At 66.4% G+C, this 19,894-nt stretch carries 15 protein-coding genes; 8 read left to right on the top strand and 7 right to left on the bottom strand.

Annotation, left to right across the window (positions count from 1 at the left end; translation table 11 throughout):
- Positions 1-52: 52 nt before the first annotated feature.
- Positions 53-1,150, top strand: coding sequence for an FUSC family protein (locus M8J71_RS10365; RefSeq protein WP_256247882.1), 1,098 nt, complete (start codon positions 53-55; stop codon positions 1,148-1,150).
- Here the strand turns inward: M8J71_RS10365 and M8J71_RS10360 are convergent.
- Genes M8J71_RS10360 through M8J71_RS10350 form a run of 3 tightly spaced genes read right to left on the bottom strand, consistent with a single transcriptional unit; the run spans position 1,133 to position 4,755 of the window.
- Positions 1,133-2,044, bottom strand: coding sequence for a MaoC/PaaZ C-terminal domain-containing protein (locus M8J71_RS10360; protein WP_256247820.1), 912 nt, complete (start codon positions 2,042-2,044; stop codon positions 1,133-1,135). The two genes, M8J71_RS10365 and M8J71_RS10360, sit on opposite strands and share 18 nt — an antisense overlap.
- Positions 2,041-3,381, bottom strand: a complete 1,341-nt coding sequence (locus M8J71_RS10355) for a 3-oxoacyl-ACP reductase (RefSeq protein WP_256247819.1) — start codon at positions 3,379-3,381, stop codon at positions 2,041-2,043. Before M8J71_RS10355 ends, M8J71_RS10360 begins: the two co-directional genes overlap by 4 nt.
- 9 nt (positions 3,382-3,390) lie before the next feature.
- The gene (locus tag M8J71_RS10350; protein ID WP_256247818.1) at positions 3,391-4,755 is read right to left on the bottom strand and encodes an acetyl-CoA C-acetyltransferase; all 1,365 of its coding nucleotides are present in this window, start codon (positions 4,753-4,755) and stop codon (positions 3,391-3,393) included.
- 67 nt (positions 4,756-4,822) lie between these two features.
- Between M8J71_RS10350 and M8J71_RS10345 the strand changes: the two genes are divergently transcribed.
- Both M8J71_RS10345 and M8J71_RS10340 read left to right on the top strand, forming a co-directional pair.
- On the top strand, positions 4,823-5,521 hold the full coding sequence (locus M8J71_RS10345; RefSeq protein ID WP_374114835.1) for a TetR family transcriptional regulator: 699 nt from the start codon (positions 4,823-4,825) through the stop codon (positions 5,519-5,521).
- Between the two features lie 61 nt (positions 5,522-5,582).
- Complete coding sequence (locus M8J71_RS10340) at positions 5,583-7,685, top strand: acyl-CoA dehydrogenase family protein (protein ID WP_256247816.1); 2,103 nt, start codon at positions 5,583-5,585, stop codon at positions 7,683-7,685.
- A 71-nt stretch (positions 7,686-7,756) separates the two neighbouring features.
- On the opposite strand, the gene glgA is transcribed toward M8J71_RS10340, so the two are convergent.
- Entirely contained in the window at positions 7,757-8,971 is a 1,215-nt protein-coding gene (glgA, locus tag M8J71_RS10335) for a glycogen synthase (protein ID WP_256247815.1), read from the bottom strand.
- A 102-nt stretch (positions 8,972-9,073) separates the two neighbouring features.
- Here glgA and glgC point away from each other — a divergent pair, with 102 nt between their 5' ends.
- From glgC to M8J71_RS10320, 3 genes are all read left to right on the top strand, one after another.
- Complete coding sequence (gene glgC, locus M8J71_RS10330) at positions 9,074-10,483, top strand: glucose-1-phosphate adenylyltransferase (RefSeq protein ID WP_163163679.1); 1,410 nt, start codon at positions 9,074-9,076, stop codon at positions 10,481-10,483.
- A gap of 96 nt (positions 10,484-10,579) precedes the next feature.
- Positions 10,580-12,031, top strand: coding sequence for an SDR family NAD(P)-dependent oxidoreductase (locus M8J71_RS10325; protein ID WP_256247814.1), 1,452 nt, complete (start codon positions 10,580-10,582; stop codon positions 12,029-12,031).
- A gap of 16 nt (positions 12,032-12,047) precedes the next feature.
- Entirely contained in the window at positions 12,048-12,515 is a 468-nt protein-coding gene (locus M8J71_RS10320; RefSeq protein WP_256247813.1) for a pyridoxamine 5'-phosphate oxidase family protein, read from the top strand.
- Positions 12,516-12,579: 64 nt separating this feature from the next.
- On the opposite strand, the gene M8J71_RS10315 is transcribed toward M8J71_RS10320, so the two are convergent.
- The 3 genes from M8J71_RS10315 to M8J71_RS10305 are packed head-to-tail and all read right to left on the bottom strand — an operon-like array spanning position 12,580 to position 15,971.
- A complete protein-coding gene (locus tag M8J71_RS10315) occupies positions 12,580-13,431 on the bottom strand; it encodes a transglutaminase family protein (RefSeq protein WP_256247812.1) in 852 nt (283 codons plus the stop codon).
- Positions 13,428-14,354 carry an alpha-E domain-containing protein gene (locus tag M8J71_RS10310; RefSeq protein ID WP_102975536.1) on the bottom strand — a complete coding sequence of 309 codons (927 nt, stop codon included), beginning with the start codon at positions 14,352-14,354 and terminating at the stop codon, positions 13,428-13,430. Before M8J71_RS10310 ends, M8J71_RS10315 begins: the two co-directional genes overlap by 4 nt.
- Before the next feature lie 60 nt (positions 14,355-14,414).
- On the bottom strand, positions 14,415-15,971 hold the full coding sequence (locus M8J71_RS10305; protein ID WP_256247811.1) for a circularly permuted type 2 ATP-grasp protein: 1,557 nt from the start codon (positions 15,969-15,971) through the stop codon (positions 14,415-14,417).
- A 113-nt stretch (positions 15,972-16,084) separates the two neighbouring features.
- Between M8J71_RS10305 and M8J71_RS10300 the strand changes: the two genes are divergently transcribed.
- Positions 16,085-17,140: a YeiH family protein gene (locus M8J71_RS10300; RefSeq protein WP_256247810.1), complete on the top strand. Its 1,056-nt coding sequence runs from the start codon at positions 16,085-16,087 to the stop codon at positions 17,138-17,140.
- A gap of 33 nt (positions 17,141-17,173) precedes the next feature.
- On the top strand, positions 17,174-19,819 hold the full coding sequence (pepN, locus tag M8J71_RS10295) for an aminopeptidase N (protein ID WP_256247808.1): 2,646 nt from the start codon (positions 17,174-17,176) through the stop codon (positions 19,817-19,819).
- The last annotated feature ends 75 nt before the right edge of the window (positions 19,820-19,894 follow it).

Below are 19,894 nucleotides of genomic sequence, written 5' to 3'. Positions count from 1 at the left end.
AGCACGTCCGGCAGTCCGGTGGGCCAAGGGGACCCAGTTTCTGAAGCAGGCAGTGGAAGGACTGTCCGCAGCGTTCGCTGCACAACGCCTCCAGTTGGCGGCCAAAGCCGCCCTGGCCGCAGGGTTGGCATTCCTCATCGCCCCGCTCATGCCCGGTGCAGCCGCGAACTATCCCTACTACGCGCCACTGGGAGCCCTGGTGGCGATGTACCACAACGTGGCCGGCTCAGTCCGGCAAGGCTTCCAAGCCCTCGCCGGACTCAGTATGGGAATAGGCCTCGCGGTCATCCTGGTGAACATCGCGGATCCCTCGCCCCTGACGGTCGCTTTATTCATGGGCATAGGTGTACTGCTGGGCGGGTTGCCGGGCATAGGCTCGGGCAGCGATTGGATTCCGACGGCGGCCCTGCTGGTGCTCCTCGTGGGAGGCAGCAACGCTGACGACTTTTCCTTTGGCTACCTCGTGCAAATGGGCGCCGGCGTTGCCGTGGGCATCGCAGTGAACTTCCTGGTCTTTCCCCCGCTGCACCTGAAAGCCGCCGCGGCCAGCCTCGACGAACTCCGCCTTGCCTTGGGCCGGCAACTGACGGACATGGGTGCAGCGCTGGAGGAAGAGTGGCCGCCCGAGCATGAGGAATGGTCGCGCCGCTCGGATGAGCTGGCATCAGCCGCCCGCACCGTACGGCATCTCGTGAAGGAAGCCGACGCCAGCCGGCGTGCCAACCCCCGCCGTAAACTCCACCCCCGGGACATTGACCGTGACTACCGTAATCTTCGCGAGCTGGAGAGGGTAACCTTCCATATTCAGGACATGACGGACGTGCTCTCCGACGTCATCTGGGAAAGCGACGTGCCGTACACCGTCCCGCTGCAGGACAATGGTCCGCTGGCCGGTGCCATTACCGCCACGGGCGAATTGCTGCGCTCATTCAGCGATGAAGACCCGCAACAGCAGGAGGATCTTTATCAGGCCGCCAGGACGGCGGTGGAAGCCTGCATGGCATCCACCGCCACCCGGGAGCTGGACGAAGGCGCGGTTCCGGCGTCCGAATCGATCCTCCTGAGCCTCCACCGGATCCTGCGCGCCGTCCACCCGCCAAGTGCTTCGGGGGCACCGCCCCGGGGGGAACCTCTAGAGGGCGGCGACTGAGCCGCTGAAGTGACGGCGGCCGGAGCGGGGGTTCCACGCCACGAAGTCGGAACGTTCCCAAGCTCCTGCCGCTTCCTGCACGGTAGTGATGTCCAGGGCGACGCGGCAGGGAAGGAAAACCGGCGCCTCAAAGTCGACTTCCCAGGTGAATGAATCCCCGCGGACGGCGCCGACGTCGGCGAGTGCCCTGGCCGCCAAGTACATGCCGTGGGCGATGGAGCGGCGCATGCCCAGTGCCTTGGCGGACAGCACGCTGAGGTGGATCGGGTTGAAGTCGCCGGACACCGCCGCGTACGCCCTTCCGGTGTCCACGCCGAGCTGCCACAGCGCGGTTGGATCCGGCGCTGTGAACTCCGGCCGTGCCGGGGCGACTGTTGGTTTGTCGATTCCCGGCAGGAAAACGCCCTTGGCCAGGTAGGTGGAGACTCCCCGCCAGGTGATTTCCCCAGCCGGGGTCCTGCGGACCTCGGCCACGAGGTCCACTTGTGTGCCCGACCGGTGACCGCGAAGGTTCTCCACGTGCGCGGCGATGACCAGGGTATCCGTGAAGAGGAGCGGCTGCCTGTGTTCCACGACGTTGCGCAGGTGGATCATGCCGAGCAGCGGCAAGGGAAAATCGTCCCGGTTCATGACGCTCATGGCGAGCGGAAACGCCACGGCATGGACGAATCCTGCGGGCAGGACATCACTCGCCGTTTCGCCAATGAGGTGCTGGTACGCAGTAAGGTTCCCGACGTCAACCGTGACACCGCGGACTTCGTGGCTCTCGGCCGGAAGGACTGATCCGTCATGCGTCCCCAGCAGCCGGCGCCGGGCCGCCTGGGCGGCAGCATTGACGTAGAGCTTGGAAAGCGACGGCATCTCGCCCAGGATGAGCGGCTGTACGGGCGTCATGCCCCCACCAGGTTCTGGCCGCAGACCCGGAGCACCTCGCCGTTGATACCGCCAGCCGCGTCGCTGGCCAGGAAGGCTATGGTCTCTGCGACGTCCGATGGCTGGCCACCCTGCTGGAGCGAGTTCAGGCGCCGCCCCATCTCCCGCAGTGCAAAGGGTATCCGGGCCGTCATCTCGGTTTCGATGAACCCCGGTGCGACGGCGTTGATGCTGCCGCCTTGGGCGGCAAGAAGCGGCGCAGTCGCGCGAACCATGCCCATGACTCCGCCCTTGGACGCCGCATAGTTTGTCTGCCCGCGGTTGCCGGCGATGCCGCTGGTGGAGGCGACGGAGACGATCCGGGGAGAGCTGCGGAAGTGTTCTGAGGCCAGGAGGGCCTCGTTGATCCGGAGCTGGGCGGCAATGTTGATGTTGATCACGGAGTTCCAGGGGCCCTCATCCATGTTGGCCAGGAGCTTGTCCCTGGTGATGCCGGCATTGTGGACCATGATGTCCAGGCGCCCGTGCCGCTGGGCGGCGTGCTCCAGGATCCGTTGTCCGGCATCCCCTCTGCTGATGTCCAGCTGGAGGGCTGTCCCCCGCACCTCATTCGCCACCGCAGCCAACTGGTCGCCCGCCGCAGGGATGTCCACCAGCACCAACGTGGCGCCGTCCCGCTGCAATGTCCGGGCTATGGCCGCGCCGATGCCGCGGGCCGCCCCGGTGACGACGGCGACCCTTCCGGCCAGGGGCTTGCCAGGATCCGCGGAAAGTTCCCCCGCCGTCGTGGACACCGTGACGAACTGGCCGTCCACGAAAGCGGAGCGGCCGGAGAGGAAGAACTGGACTGCCGCCAGCGCGCTTGGGCTCGTTGTGTTGACGCCCGGCGCCAGGAGAATGCCGTTGCCGGTGGCACCACCCCGCAGTTCCTTGGCCAGGGAACGCAGGAACCCGTCCACCGCCTGGCGTGCGGCTGCTGCCGCCGGCGAGGGTGCGTCCGAGGCGGGCCGGGACACCGTCATAACACGGCCGCCCGGGGCGAGATCCCGCAGGGAGGCTGCCGCGGCGAAAATCGGCTTCCCGAGGTCATCGGGTTCCGCCACTTCGTCCAGCACCAGGATGATGGCACCAAGCTTCTCCCGCGGAACGGCGTGGCGCCTGACGTCAAGGTCCCAGGAAAGCAGTTCGGCGGCCAGGCTGTCGGCGCCGGCAGTGCCGCCCTGGACCAGGATTGGCCCGGTAATCAGCGGCTGGCCGGGCTCGTACCGGCGCAGTACTGCCGGCTGGGGCAACCCAAGCTTCTTGGCCACGTTCCTGCCCAGGCCCTGGTTTACCAGTTGTGCGTACTTGTCTGTCATGCGTTCCCCCTACAGTGATTCAAGAATCGCCGCGACGCCAAGTCCGCCGGCTGCGCAGACCGAGACGAGGCCCCGTGCTGAACGGCCTTCGGTGCTGGCTTTTTCATGGAGCGTCTTGGCGAGCGAAGCCACAATCCGGCCGCCGGTAGCGGCGAACGGATGGCCCGCGGCAAGCGAGGACCCCTTGACATTCAACTTCGACCGGTCAATTTTGCCAAAGGCACCAGGCAGCCCCAGCCGGGTCCGCCCGAATTCCTCGTCCTCCCAGGCTGCCAGCATGCTGAGGACGGTGGCTGCGAAGGCTTCGTGGATTTCGATGAAGTCAAAGTCGTCCAGGGTGAGCCCGTGCCGGGAGAGCAGCCTGGGCACGGCGAAGACCGGTGCCATCAGCAGGCCGTCCTTCCCGTGCACAAAGTCCACCGCGGCGGCTTCGGCGTCCACCACAGCGGCCAGCTTGGGCAGGTCACGGGCGTCGGCCCACTCCTCGGAGGACAGCAGCACAGTGGAGGCGCCGTCCGTCAACGGGGTGGAGTTGCCGGCTGTCATGGTCGCGTCGGCACCGAGGTTCCTGCCAAAGACCGGCTTCAGGGTTGCGAGTTTTTCCAGCGAAGTATCGGGCCGCAGGTTCCCGTCCCGCGTCAGCCCCCGGTATGGAGTGAGAAGGTCGTCGAAGAATCCGGCGTCATAGGCGGCAGCGAGGTTCCGGTGGCTGTTAAGGGCCACTTCATCCTGCGCCTCCCGCGAAATCTTCCACTGTGCCGTGGTCAGTGCCTGGTGCTCCCCCATGGACAGCCCCGTCCTCGGCTCGGCCGTTCCGGGCGCCAGCGGTGCCAGGTCCTTGGGCCGCAGGCGGCTGAGGATCTGCAGCCGCTGTGGAAGGGTTTTGGCCCGGTTGAGGTCCAGGATCACCTCACGGAGTCCTTCGCTGACCACCACGGGTGCATCAGAGGCAGAATCGACGCCGCCGGCGATCGCGGAATCGATCTGGCCCAGCTTGATCTTGTTCGAGAGTCCTACGACAGTTTCAAGCCCTGTGGCGCAGGCCTGCTGGAGGTCGTAGGCAGGCGTCTCGGGGGACAATGCGGATCCGAGGACGGCCTCACGGGTGAGATTGAAGTCCCTTGAGTGCTTCAGCACTGCGCCGGCGCCCACTTCCCCGATGCGTTCATCCTGCAGCCCGAAACGTGCGATCAGTCCGTCCAGGGCAGCAGTCAGCATGTCCTGGTTCGAGGACTTGGCATAGGCCCCGCCGGACCGCGCAAACGGGATGCGGTTGCCTCCCACGATGACGGCCCTGCGGGGTGCGGGGGCGGAGGTTGCGGCGGGAGTTCCGGCCGCGTCGGGTCCGGTGGTGGGCTGTCCGTCAATGGACATGGCTATCTCCTCGGTTCACGTTCGATTACCGATACCCAGCGTACCTGATACGCTGGGTATCGTGAACATCCAGGAAGCAGGGCATGCGCCCGCCGTTGCCGCCGGGCCCGGAGACGGCCGCTCCTCCCGCTGGCAGAGCCACCGGGAGGAGCGGCGCAGGGAGCTGATCAAGTCAGCCCGCCGGGCGGTGCACGCACTGGGCAGCGACGCCTCCATGGAGGACATTGCCGCCGCCGCGGGTACCTCCAAATCTGTCTTCTACCGCTATTTCGGGGACAAGGCCGGGCTGCAGCAGGCTGTGGGCGAAGTTGTCCTCAGCCAAATGCAGCGCCGCATCCAGGAGGCTGCACAGAGCGCCGTCACCCCCCGTGAAGGTCTGCTGGCAATGGTCACCGCCTACCTTCAGATGGCAAGTACGAGCCCCAACGTCTACACCTTTGTGACACGTCATGCCGCAGCGGAACCGGCCACTACGCAGGATCCGGATCCTGCAGCGGGGTCGGCTGCGCTGGGACACTTTTTTGAAGCCGTCGCCGACATGATTGCCACCCCCATGCGTTCGCATTTGGGGGACGGCAAGGAGGCCGTCATCGGCTACTGGCCCAAAGCGGCAATCGGGCTGGTCCGGAATGCCGGTGAACAGTGGCTGAGTACGCCGGACTCCCCAATAAAACCAGGGCAGGAGGCGATGGCGCGGCAGATCACCGCCTGGCTGTGCGTTGGCATCGCTCCTGAACTGCCCAGGCTGTCCGCCCCCGAGGCGTGAACCCCCTTGCTTTGCCGCAGCACCACCAACCCATCTGTCAGCACCAACGAAGGACATTGACATGACTGAACTAGTGGACCGTCCCGCTGGAAACACGCGCCGCCCCACCACGGTGGCCGCCGCCGCCTCCGCGCAGCCCGCCGTCGACGTCGACGCGCTGGGTGAGCAGCTCCTTGGCAAGTGGGCAGCGGTCCGGCTCCAAGCCCGGAACCTCGCAGCGTCACCCGAGCTGCACAAGATCGAAGGCCTGACGCACACTGAACACCGCGCCAGGGTGTTCGGCCAGCTGCAGTACCTCGTGGAGAACGAGGCCGTGCACCGCGCGTTCCCCGAGTCCCTGGGCGGCTCGGATGACCACGGCGGGAACATCGCCGGTTTTGAGGAACTTGTGGTGGCGGACCCTTCGCTGCAGATCAAAGCCGGCGTCCAATGGGGGCTCTTTGGTTCCGCCGTGATGCACCTCGGGACCGCCGAACACCACGCCAGATGGCTTCCGGGCATCATGAACCTCGAGATCCCGGGGTGCTTCGCCATGACAGAGACAGGGCACGGCTCGGACGTGGCCAGTATCGCCACCACCGCCACCTACGACCCCTCCACTGACGAATTCGTCGTGCACACTCCCTTCCGTGCTGCCTGGAAGGACTACATCGGAAACGCGGCCACTGACGGCCTGGGCGCAGTGGTCTTCGCCCAGCTGGTTACCCGGGGCGTCAACCACGGGGTCCATGCGTTCTACGTGGACCTTCGGGACCCCGCGACAAAAGAATTCCTGCCGGGCATCGGAGGCGAGGACGACGGCGTCAAGGGCGGCCTCAACGGCATCGACAACGGCAGGCTGCACTTCACCAATGTCCGGATCCCCCGGACCAACCTGCTGAACCGGTACGGAGACGTGGATGCCGACGGCCGGTACAGCTCCCCCATCGCCAGCCCCGGCCGCCGCTTCTTCACCATGCTGGGCACCCTTGTGCAGGGCCGGGTATCCCTCGACGGCGCTGCCGTGGCCGCGTCCAAAGTGGCCTTGAAGGCGGCAGTACAGTACGCCACCGAGCGCCGCCAGTTCAATGCCTCATCCCACACCGAGGAGGAAGTGCTCCTCGATTACCAGCGCCACCAAAAGCGCCTGTTCACACGGCTGGCCACCACGTACGCGGCCAGCTTCGCGCACGAGCAGCTGCTGGAAAAGTTCGACGACGTGTTCTCCGGCGCCCATGACACGGACGAAGACCGGCAGGACCTGGAAACCCTCGCCGCAGCCCTGAAACCGCTGAGCACCTGGCACGCCCTGGATACCCTGCAGGAATGCCGCGAAGCCTGCGGCGGGGCCGGGTTCCTGATCGAGAACCGCTTCGCGTCGCTGCGGGCGGACCTGGACGTCTATGCCACCTTCGAGGGCGACAACACCGTGCTGCTGCAGCTCGTTGCCAAACGGCTGCTGGCTGACTACGCCAAAGAATTCCGGAGTGTCGACTTCGGAGTGCTGGCCCGTTACGTGGTGGGCCAGGCTACCGGCGCGGCCATCCACCGCACCGGCCTGCGCCAGGTGGCACAGTTCGTCGCGGACACCGGTTCCGTGCAGAAGGCGGCCATTGCGCTGCGGGACGAGGAAAGCCAGCGCGCGCTCCTCACAGACCGTGTCCAGACCATGGTGGCTGAAGCTGCCACGGCGCTTAAGGGCACGGGCAGGTTGTCGCAGGAAAAGGGTGCGGCCCTGTTCAACCGGCACCAGAATGAACTCATCGACGCAGCCCAGGCGCACGCCGAGCTGCTCCAGTGGGAGGCGTTCACGGACGCGCTCCGCGCTGTCACCGATCCCGGCACGAAACAGGTGCTGACCTGGCTGCGCGACCTGTTCGGCCTCTCCCTGATCGAAAAGAACCTGTCCTGGTACCTCATGAACGGCCGCCTTTCCATGCAGCGGGGCCGCACGGTGGGCGAGTACATCAACCGGCTGCTGGTCAAAATCCGCCCGCATGCCGTGGACCTGGTGGACGCCTTCGGTTACGGCGAGCAGCACGTGCGGGCAACCATCGCCACCGGTGCCGAGAAAAACCGGCAGGACGAGGCCCGCGCCTACTTTCGGAGCCAGCGCGCCAACGGCCAGGCCCCGGTGGACGAAAAGGTGCTGATAGCCCGTTCCGTTGCAGGCAAGCGCAACTGACCGTCCCCTACAGCCAGGAACGACGACGGCGCCGCTCCCCTCGCGAGGGGGGCGGCGCCGTCGTTATTTAGCTACGAGGGCTGGCCCTGCGCCGGAAGCACTGAGCGGTACACCTCAAGCGTGGTCTCGGTGATGGATTCCCACGAGAAGTGCTGTTCGGCACGCAGCCGGCCGGCCTGTCCCATGGCGCGTGCGCGCTCGGGGTCCGAGACGACCTCGGTGAGGGCAGCGGCGAACTCGGTGACGAACTTTTCCGGGTCAAGGGGTGTTCCGGTACCGTCCGTCACCTGCTCCAGGTCCACCAGGAGGCCGGTCCGGCCGTGATCCACCACCTCGGGGATACCACCGGTGGCGCTCGCCACAACTGCTGCGCCGCAGGCCATGGCTTCGAGGTTGACGATGCCGAGGGGCTCGTAGATGGAGGGGCAGGCGAAGGCCGTGGCGTGGCTGAGGACCTGGATGAGCTCGTTGCGGGGCAGCATGCGCTCGATCAGGACAACGCCGGTGCGCTCCCGCTGCAGGTCTTCGATGAGGCGGGCAGTCTCCGCGGCCAGTTCCGGAGTGTCTGCGGCGCCAAGGCAGAGGACCAGCTGGACGTCGGCCGGAAGCTTCGCGGCGGCCCGCAGGAGGTAGGGAACCCCCTTCTGGCGGGTGTTTCTCCCCACAAAGACCACGCTTGGCTTGTCCGGATCGATACCCAGGGCGCGGACGGCGTCGCTGTTCTCGTCGCGGTTCCACAGCTCGACGTCGATGCCGTTGTGGACCACCCTCACCTTGGCCGGGTCCACGTTGGGGTAGCTGCGCAGGATGTCCTGCCGCATGCCCTCCGACACGGCGATGATGGCTGCCGCAGCCTCGTAGGCGGTCTTCTCCACCCAGGAGGAGAGCGCATAGCCTCCGCCGAGCTGCTCTGCCTTCCACGGCCGGAGCGGCTCGAGGCTGTGGGCGCTGAGAACATGGGGAATCCCGTGGAGCAGGGACGCGAGGTGCCCGGCCATGTTGGCGTACCAGGTATGCGAATGGACCAGGTCCGCACCTTCGACGTCCGGGACGATCCGCAGGTCAACGCCCAGCGTCTGCACCGCGGCGTTGGCCGAGCCGAGATCCTCCGGCACGGAGTAGGACGTCACCGCCGCGCCATGATAGTCGGCGTCGCGGGGAGCCCCAAATGCACGAACCTGCAGGTCAACGTGCTTACTAAGCACCCTGCTCAATTCGGCCACGTGGACACCCGCGCCACCATAGATTTCCGGCGGAAACTCTTTAGTCACAATGTCTATTCGCACAAGACCCAAGGTAGTCCTTCACGCATAACTGTTCTAGTGTGAAGGAGTCCGGGCATGCCGGACTGTCTTGGGGAGTTACGAAGGCGTACAGGAGCGACCATTATGCCGTTGAACAAAAGAGTCCTGGCCATTGTCCTCGCAGGCGGCGAGGGAAACAGACTGATGCCACTGACGGCAGACCGCGCGAAACCCGCGGTGCCCTTTGCGGGAAGCTACCGCCTGATCGACTTTGCCTTGTCCAACCTGGTGAATTCCCGCTACCTGCAGATCGTTGTGCTCACCCAGTACAAATCGCACAGCCTGGACCGGCATATCTCCGAGACCTGGCGCATGTCCACGCAGCTGGGCAACTACGTTGCCTCCGTCCCGGCGCAGCAGCGCGTGGGCAAGAGCTGGTTCCTCGGCAGCGCCAACGCCATCTACCAGTCCCTGAACCTCATCCATGACGCCAACCCGGACATCGTGGTGGTGGTCGGCGCGGACCACGTCTACCGCATGGACTTTGCCCAGATGGTGGCGCAGCACGTCAACAGCGGTGCCAAGGCGACGGTCGCCGCAGTGCGGCAGCCCCTGCACATGGCGGACCAGTTCGGTGTCATCGAAGTGGACCAGAACGATCCCCAGAAGATTGCCGCCTTTGTGGAGAAGCCCGCCAGCACCCCTGGCCTCGCCGCTGACCCCTCGCAGTTCCTGGCCTCCATGGGCAACTACGTCTTCGACGCCGACGCACTGGTCGCGGCGCTGCACGTCGACGCCGAGCGGCTCGACACCAAGCACGACATGGGTGGGGACATCATCCCCTACTTTGTGAACCAGGGCGAAGCGGGCGTCTACGACTTCACCCTCAACGACATTCCCGGCTCCACCGAGCGGGACCGCACCTACTGGCGTGACGTCGGCACCATCGACTCCTTCTACGATGCCCATATGGACCTCATCTCCCCGCTGCCGGTCTTCAACCTGTACAACTCGGAATGGCCCATCTACACGCGGCAGAGCATTTCGCCGCCGGCCAAATTTGTCCGCGGCCAGAACAACACTGTGGGCACTGCCCTGGACTCGATCGTTTCCAGCGGCGTGGTGATTTCCGGCGGTGTTGTGGAGGGCTCGGTCCTCTCCAACGACGTCTTTGTGGCAACCAGCAGCCGGGTTATCGATTCGGTGCTGATGGACAAGGTGCAGATCGGCGAGGGCGCGGTTATCAACCGGGCCATCATCGACAAAAACGTCAAAGTGCCGGCCGGGGCTGCGATTGGGCTGGACCCGGAGCTGGACCGTGCCCGCGGCTTCAAGGTCACCGATTCCGGGATTACTGTGCTGTCCAAGGGCCAGGAGGTTCCGGAGCCCGGCGAAGAAGAGCGCAAGCTCGCGGCCGCCAACCTGCATCTTGTGCCCAACGCCGTCAAGGCCGCAGCCGCGCAGTACCCGGACGTCCGCGAGTCCGTTGACAAGGTCGCCAAGACGCACGCTGCGGCAGCGGCGGAAATGGCGCCCGGCGCAAGTATTTCCTGATCCTTTGCCGGGAGCGCCCGGGCCGGGCGCTCCCGGCGCTGCCGGCCCTGTTGATGGTGGGGCCGGCGGGGACTCCCAGGCTGTAAAATCGGTACAATGAGCTCCCCCGATCTGACGCCTGAGGAAATCCAGGCCTGCCTCAAGGTCCTCAACACGATCCACGCCTATGACGAGGAGCATCCGGACTACGTTTCGGTGCGTCGTGCCACCGGCAAAATGTTCAAGGCCGTCAAGAGGCACCGCCGCGTCACCAAGCGGGACCTGATCTCCGAGGCCGACCGGGCAGTGATCGCGCAGACCGCCACCGCGGCCCCGGACAGGATCGACGACGAAACCCGCGGGAACAAACTGGCTCCTTCCGCCACCGGCAAGGTGGCCGGCCATCTCATCCGGTCCCGGCCGTGCTACATCTGCAAGCAGCACTACACCCAGGTTGACGCTTTTTACCATCAGCTCTGCCCCGAGTGCGCCGCGTTCAACCACGGCAAGCGCGACGCCCGCACGGACCTGACCGGCCGCCGCGCGCTGCTCACCGGCGGGCGGGCCAAGATCGGTATGTACATTGCGCTCCGGCTGCTCCGTGACGGCGCCCATACCACCATCACCACACGGTTCCCCAAGGATGCGGCCCGCCGCTTTGCCGCCATGGAGGACAGCGGTGCGTGGTTGCACCGGCTCCGCATCGTGGGCATCGACCTGCGCGACCCTGCCCAGGTCATGGCCTTGACCGACTCGTTGAACGAGGCCGGCCCGCTCGACATCATTGTCAATAACGCAGCCCAGACGGTGCGCCGGTCCGGTAACGCCTACAAGCCGCTGGTGGACGCTGAGGACGAGCCGCTGCCCGCAGCCCTGGAGCAGGCCAACGGCGGTCCCGAGCTGGTCACCTTCGGCCACGCCCACGACAAGCACCCCTTGGCTTTGGCAAGCAGCGTCACTGAGCACCCGGTCCTGGCCGGCGACGCCATCACCTCCCTGGCACTCTCCACCGGTTCCGCTTCGCTGGAGCGGATCGCCTCGGGAACAGCCATCGACGCCGGCGGCTTGGTCCCGGACCTCGCGACGATCAACAGCTGGACGCAGGTGGTGGACGAGGTGGACCCGCTCGAAATGCTCGAGGTGCAGCTCTGTAACGTCACGGCGCCGTTCCTTTTGGTCAGCAGGCTGCGCTCGGCCATGAGGCAGTCCACCGCGCGGCGGAAGTACATCGTGAACGTCTCCGCCATGGAGGGGCAGTTCTCCCGTGCCTACAAGGGCCCCGGCCACCCGCACACCAATATGGCCAAGGCGGCGCTGAACATGATGACCCGCACCAGCGCCCAGGAGATGCTGGACAGCGACGGCATCCTGATGACCGCCGTCGACACCGGCTGGATTACTGACGAGCGGCCGCACTTCACCAAGGTACGGCTGATGGAGGAAGGCTTCCACGCGCCCCTGGACCTGGTGGACGGGGCTGCACGGGTCTACGATCCGATCGTGATGGGCGAGAACGGCGAGGACCAGTACGGCGTGTTCCTCAAGGACTACAAGCCAAGCCCCTGGTAGGCGTATGCTCGGCGGCATGAGCCACGAGACTGCCCCCGACATACAGAATCTGGAACACCACGAGTGCTGGGCCATGCTGCGGACGGTGTCCGTCGGCAGGCTTGCCGTCCTGGCCGACGGGCGTCCGGATATCTTTCCCATCAACTACACCGTGGACGGCGGAACACTTGTGTTCCGCACCGGGGAAGGCACAAAGCTCGCTGGCGCGTCGGAAGGCGCCGCGGTGGCACTGGAGGCGGACGGCGTGGATCCGGACACCGCATTGGCCTGGAGCGTGGTGGTCAAAGGCATTGCCGAGGTGGTCACTGGAACAGACCAGGTCCTGGCTACTGCCGAGCTTTACCTTTTCCCCTGGCAGGCGGGCAAGAAGGATGCGTTCGTCCGGATCGCACCGGACAGCATCACCGGCCGGCGGTTCAAGGTAACGGAACCGCTCACGTGGTGGACCCAGCTCAGCGGAGCCGCCAAGGCATCGCCGGAGTAAACACCAGGGGCGTCCACAGATGTGGACGCCCTGGTGTTTACTGCTGTCGGTCCGGGCCTTCCGGTTAGGCCAGCTGGGTGATCTCCACGCTGACGTTGAGGGCCGACCCGCCGCCACCGGACAAGATGCCTTTCAGCGGGGGCACATCGCGGTAGTCCCGCCCCCGTGCCACGGTGACGTGGAAGTCGCCGGCAGGCTTGTGGTTGGTGGGGTCCCAGCTGCGCCAGTCACCGTCCCAGAACTCCAGCCAGGCGTGTGACTGCCCGGCGACCGTTTCGCCGATGCCGGCGCTGGAACGCGGGTGCAGGTAGCCCGAGACATACCGGGCCGGGATTCCGCAGCTCCGCAGCGCGCCGATGGCGAGGTGGGCGAGGTCCTGGCACACGCCCTTGCGCTGTCCCCAGGCCTCCTCTGCGTTGGTGGTGACGGCCGTGGAGCCGGACATGTAGGTCATCTCGCCGCGCATCCACTCGAAGACTGCCATGGCGGCGTCGTGCGGGTTCTTCCCTGCCACCACCTCCGGGATGAGGCCAAGGACCTCGTCTCCGGGTCCGCTCAGCCGGGACTGGGGCAGCCAGTCGCTGTGCGTATTGAGCGTCCCGGGCGAGGCGAGGACATCCCAGCCCACGATGTCGGACTCGGAGGGGATCTTCTCCGCACGGTGTACTTCCACCGTGATGTTGGAGACCACCTCGAGGTGCTCGTGCGGCATCTGCATGTCGAATGCCGTGACCCTGGTCCCCCAGTAGTCGCGGTACGTGCTTACTGCGGCCTGCGACGGCGAGACCTTGACCACCGATTCCAGCACCACCTGCTGGGAATCCGTGAGGGGCGTCATGCGGGCCTCGTTATAGGACAGCGTGACCCGCTTGTTGTACTTGTAGGCCGTCTTGTGCACGATGCTCAGCCGGGTCATGAAACTTCTCCCACCCAAGCCAGTTCGTCGGCCTGATTGAAGTACTTACGGGAAATGGCGTCCGAAGCCTGGGACACTGCCTTCTGCACGCGTTCCATGTGTTCGGGCAGCTCGGACATGAGGTCGTCCGTGCGGTGGAACTCAAGGAACGTGCGGGCCTGGCCCACGATCCGGCGGGCGTCGTTGATGAAGCCCACGCGCTGTGCCGACGGATCCAGCTTCGCGAGGCACTCGTCAGCGTCCCGCAGCGCGTACACAATGGACCGCGGGAACAGCCGGTCCAGGAGCAGGAACTCGGCGGCGTGCTGGTCGCCGAAGGCGGCGCGCCGGGTACGCAGGAAGGACTCGTAGGCACCGGCGCACCGGAGCATGTTGACCCAGGACATGCCTGCGGACAGGACGTCGCGGGTGGAGAGCATCCGCGCCGTCATGTCGGCCCGTTCCAGGGAGCGTCCCAGCACCAGGAAGAGCCAGCTTTCGTCATGGCTCACCGTGGTGTCCGCCAGGCCGCTCACCATGGCGGTGCGTTCCAGCGTCCAGTTGCAGAAGCGGTAGGTGCCCACCACGTCCTTGCGGTGCTGGCTCAACCCGTAATACGTGGTGTTGAGGCTTTCCCAGAGGCCGGAGGACACCGTTTCGCGGGCACGGCGGGCGTTCTCGCGTGCGGCTCCCAGCGACCCGGCAATGGAGGTGGCGCTCGTCTTGTCGTAGGCCAGGGCGTGGAGCAGTTCCGGCAGCCCGAAGTCCTCGCTCTGCGGGCGGGCGCCCATCACAGCCAGGAGTTCCTGTGCCACGCTTTTGCGTTCGTCCATGGGCAGGTGGTTCAGCCGCTCCAGGTGCACATCGAGGATACGCGCCGTGCCATCGGCACGCTCCACATAACGGCCAATCCAAAAAAGGGACTCGGCAATACGGCTAAGCATTCGCGGCTACCTCCTGCGGGCCCGACACTGAAAAAGACATTTGCGCGGTCATGGGCCGGGTCACTGCTGCTGCTCCGACTGGCGGTCGCGCCAGTTGCTTTCGACCGGCCACACGGACACCCGCTCGCGGATGGAGATGGACTGCCGCGGCACGGTCTCCACCGGCAGGTGGGGCGAATCGGCAAGGACCCACGTGTCCTTGGAACCGCCACCCTGGCTGGAGTTCACGATCAGCGACCCCTCCTTGAGTGCCACGCGGGTAAGGCCGCCGGGGAGCACCCAGACGTTGTCGCCGTCGTTCACGGCAAAAGGCCGCAGGTCCACGTGGCGGGGGCCGAACTTGTCCCCGCTCAGCGTGGGCACGGTGGAGAGCTGCAGCACCGGCTGCGCAATCCAACCGCGGGGGTCTGCGATGACCCGCTGGCGGAGGGCGTCAAGTTCGTCCCTGGAGGCGTCCGGGCCGATGACCAGGCCCTTGCCGCCGGAGCCGTCCACCGGCTTGACCACGAGCTCTGACAGGTTGTCCAGGGTGTATTCACGCGCTTCCTTCTCCTCCAGGCGGAAGGTGTCCACGTTCGCGATGATGGGTTCCTCGTTGAGGTAGTAGCGGATGAGGTCAGGGACGTAACTGTAGACCAGTTTGTCATCCGCGACGCCGTTGCCCACTGCGTTGGCGATGGTCACCCCGCCTGCCCGGGCGGCGTTGACGAGTCCGGGACAGCCGAGCATGGAATCGGCCCGGAACTGCAGCGGGTCCAGGAAGTCGTCGTCGATCCGTTTGTAGATGACGTCCACGCGCTGCTCGCCGGCCGTGGTGCGCATGTAGACGCGGTTGCCGCGGCAGATGAGGTCACGGCCTTCCACCAGTTCAACACCCATCAGGCCCGCGAGCAGCGTGTGCTCAAAGTAGGCGCTGTTGAACACTCCGGGGGTCAGGACGACGACGGTGGGATCGTCCACGCCGGCGGGCGCGGTTTTGCGCAGGGCCGAGAGGAGCCGGCGGGGGTACTCCTCCACCGGGCGGATGAGCTGCTGGCCGAAGGCCTCGGGCAGGCCCTTGGCCATGGCGCGCCGGTTTTCCAGGACATAGCTGACGCCGGAGGGGACGCGCACGTTGTCCTCCAGCACCCGGAAGGTTCCGGCTGCATCACGGACAACGTCGATGCCGGAGATGTGCACGCGGACGCCGCCGGCCGGTTCGAAGCCGTGGACCTGGCGGTGGAAGTGTGCGCTGGTGGTCACCAGCTGCCGGGGTATCACGCCGTCGGACACCACGTTCATCTTGTCGTACACGTCGTTGAGGAAGGCCTCGAGTGCGTGCACGCGCTGGGCGACGCCGCGTTCAAGCACGTCCCATTCCGCCGCGGGGATCACCCGGGGGACGATATCGAGCGGGAAGGGGCGCTCCTCGCCGGCGAAGTCAAAGGTGACACCACGGTCCAGGAAGGTGCGTGCCATGGAGTCCGCCCGGGCGCTGACATCGGCGAGGGAGAGCTTGCGAAGGGCGTCCGCCACCTGCTCATAGGAGCCCCGTGCTTCTTGCCCGGGGGCGAACATCTCGTCGTAGGCTCCGGTCCGGCCGGCGGCCACGGAGTAATCCTGGAATAGGTCTGACATGTCCAATAGCCAACCATCTTTTTGTTTCGAATTCATTACTGCCATCCATTCTGGCGTGTTGGCGGAGGTGGTGTGGTTCGTGGATTCCGTGTCCTTTCCGGCACAGTAGGTGAGTGCCAGTCAGCAGAAGCCTCCCCACGCCCGGCCCGGGCATCCCCGGCGGCGCTAACCGGTTGCTCCCGGGCCTGGCCACGGCGGCTGTTGCCCTGGCCGCGGCGTTCCTGGTCCACTGGCTCGTTCCCGTTCTCCCGGCCATGACCCTGGCCGTGGTCCTGGGCGTCCTGGCCGCCAACCTGCCGGCGGCCGGGGTCTGGACTGCAGGCAGGGCGCGCCCGGGGCTGGACTTCGCCGGCAAGCACCTCATGCGCGGCGGGATTGTCCTGCTGGGCCTGAAGGTGAGCGTTATGGACGTCCTGGGACTGGGTTGGCTGGCCCTGGTGCTGATCGCGGGGGTGGTGGCGGTGAGCTTCGGCGGGACCTACCTGATCTCCCGGCTGTTCCGGCTGCCCCCGGTGACCTCGCTCCTGGTGGCCACAGGGTTCTCGATCTGCGGTGCGTCCGCCATCGGTGCGATGGCGGCCGTCCGCCGCATCCGGCACGTGGACACCGTCCTGCCGGTGGCGCTGGTGACGCTCTGCGGGACCCTCGCCATTGGGGTTATGCCCCTCCTGGTCCATCCACTGCAGCTCAGCGCACCTGTTTTTGGCGCCTGGACGGGCGCCTCGGTGCACGATGTGGGCCAGGTGGTGGCCACGGCGCAAACCGCGGGGACGGCGGCGCTGGGCATCGCCGTCGTCGTCAAACTCACCCGGGTGCTGCTGCTGGCACCCGTGGCGGCGTTGGCGGGTGCCCACCAGCGGCTGTTTGCCAATCCCGGCCCGGGCGCGGAGGGCACGGACGCGAAACTGCCGCCGGTAGTTCCCCTGTTTGTCCTGGGCTTCATTGCCATGGTGGGCCTGCGCTCCACCGGTTGGCTTCCGGCTGGCTGGCTCGAGGCCGGAGCAGCACTGCAGGACATCCTGCTCGGCGCCGCGCTGTTCGGTTTGGGCTCAGCCGTACGTGTGCGCACGCTGCTCCACACCGGGGGCCGTGCGCTCCTTGCGGCCCTCGTATCCTGGCTCCTGATCGCCCTCCTGGGACTCGCAGCGGCCCTGCTGATCGCCGGGTGATCCTGGTCATACATCCCGTGATTAGATAACTGGGTGTCAAATGAGAATCTGCAGCGTGACGAAGCCGCCGAACGTTCAGCCCTGATCAGCACCACCAGCTACGACGTTTCGCTGGACGTGCGCCGGGCCGGCGACCCGGACGTGGCAGGCTACCCGAGCCGCAGCGTCATCACCTTCTCGGCGGCACAGCCCGGCAGCTCGACTTTCCTGGACTTCATCGGCGAGGTCCACAGCGTGTCCCTGAACGGGCGGGAACTCCGGGTGGAGGACGCGGTGTACGGTGCCAGGATCAGGCTGGACAACCTGCATGCCCGGAACGAGGTGACCGTCTCCGGAACCGCCCTCTACAGCCGCTCCGGCGAGGGCATGCACCGGTTCGTGGATCCCGCCGACGGCCAGTGCTACCTCTACACCCAGTACGAGCCCGCCGACGCCCGCCGGGTCTTTGCCAACTTCGAACAGCCCGACCTTAAGGCCACCTATACCTTTCACGTGACGGCTCCCGCCGGCTGGCACGTCGCCTCCAACGGCGCGGAGGCGGGCCGGACCCTCGTTGCCGGCGACCCGTCCACGGCGTGCTGGGACTTTGCCACCACCGAGCCCATGTCCACCTACATCACCACGGTGCTGGCGGGGCCCTACTTCAAGGCGGAGGACCGCTGGCAGGCAACGCTCGACGACGGCACGTCCCTGGACGTGCCGCTCGCCCTGTACTGCCGGGCTTCGATGGCGGATTCCTTCGACACCGACGAGCTGTTCCGGCTCACGAAGAACGGCCTGGACTTCTTCAACCGGCTCTTCGACTACCCCTACCCCTGGGGCAAGTACGACCAGGCCTTTGTGCCCGAATACAACCTCGGCGCCATGGAGAATCCCGGCCTGGTGACGTTCACGGAAAGCTACGTCTTCACGTCCCGGGCCACCAACGCCCAGTACCAGGCCAGAGCTAACACCCTGATGCACGAGATGGCGCACATGTGGTTCGGGGACCTTGTGACCATGCAGTGGTGGGATGACCTGTGGCTCAAGGAATCGTTCGCGGACTATATGGGCACCCTGGGCGTGGACCGGGCCACGGACTGGGACACCGCCTGGGTGAACTTCGCCAACAAGCGCAAGGCCTGGGCTTACATCCAGGACCAGTTGCCCACCACGCACCCGATTGTGGCGGACATCCCGGACCTGGAGGCCGCCAAGCAGAACTTCGACGGCATCACCTACGCCAAGGGTGCATCGGTGCTGAAGCAGCTCGTGGCCTATGTGGGGTTCGAGGCGTTCATCGCCGGCTCCCGCGAGTACTTCCGCAAGCACGCGTACGGAAACACCTCCCTGGCTGACCTGCTCGCAGCCCTCAGTGCCTCTTCCGGGCGGGACCTTGCCGGCTGGGCGCAGCAGTGGCTGCAGACCTCCGGTATCTCCAGGCTGTCCCTCGACATCACCGCAGACTCGACGGACGACGGCGTGCTCGGCAGCGTGGCGATCGTCCAGGAGGCAACCGATCCCGTCACCGGACGCGAGGAATTGCGCCCGCACCGCCTGCGCGTGGGCTCCTACGATTTCGACGCCGACGGCGCCCTGGTGCGCACCGGAAGTATCGAAACCGATGTGGCGGGGGCACGGACCGGGCTCCCCCAGCCCTCCGTTATGCCACGGCCCGCGCTCCTGCTCGTGAATGACGACGACCTGACGTATGCCAAAGTCCGGCTGGACCCCGCCTCCGAGGCGACGGCCCTGGCCGCACTGGACCGGATCGTGGACCCGATGGCCCGTGCCCTGTGCTGGACGGCGCTCTGGAACTCCGCCCGCGACGGCGAAAGTCCTGCCGCGCGGTACGTCGAAGCTGTGGCTGCCTTCGGGCCGGCTGAGCCGGGCATCGGCGTCCTGTTGAACATCCTCGACAACGCAAGCACCGCCGTCGAACGTTACACACCGGCAGCCGGCCGCGAAGCCGTCCGGGCTTCGTTCCTGGCAGCGGCTGCCGCAGAACTGGACCGCGCCCAGCCCGGCTCGGACCAGCAGTTGGCCTGGGCAAGGACCCTCGCCACCGTCAGCAGGAACGATGACGCCATGCTGCCCCGCCTGAAGGGCCTGCTGGACGGTACGTCGCCGGTGACCGGCCTGGCAGTGGATGCCGAGCTGCGGTGGCACCTCTGGCACGCCCTGGCGGCGAACGGCCAGGCGACGGCGGCGGAGCTGGACGCCGAGCTGGCCCGCGACACCACGGCCTCAGGGCGCGCCGGCCACGCCACCGCCCTCGCTGCCCGGCCGGACCCGGCCGTCAAGGCAGAAGCGTGGAACAAGGCTGTTCAAGGAACTGAACTCTCCAACGAGCTGCTCACCGCCACCATCACCGGGTTCATGACCTCCCCGGCGAAGCTGCTGGAACCTTACGTGGAGCCGTACTTTGAGTGCCTGCGCGCAGTCTGGGACGGGCGGAGCATCGAGATTGCGAGCAGGATTGTCCGTGGCCTGTACCCCCTGGCCCAGGACCTGGCCGACGGGGCGGAACCAACGGAGCATCCCGTCATTCGGCGCACTGACCAGTGGCTGGCAGACAACGCAGAGGCGCCCCGGGCACTGCGCCGCATCATCGTGGAGCAGCGCAGCCATCTGCTGCGGGCGCTGACGGCACAGGCCGCCGTCGTCAAGGCCCCGTCGTCGAGCGTTCCTGCGCAGTGAGGCTCCGGCTCGGTGCGCAGGGGCAGTCCCTGCGCACCGAACCCGGCGGTCAGCTGCAGTTACAGGTCCAGTAAA

It is taken from the genome of Pseudarthrobacter sp. R1, assembly GCF_024494415.1.
Taxonomy (GTDB): Bacteria; Actinomycetota; Actinomycetes; order Actinomycetales; family Micrococcaceae; genus Arthrobacter.
This window is presented reverse-complemented; position numbering and strand designations above follow the sequence as displayed.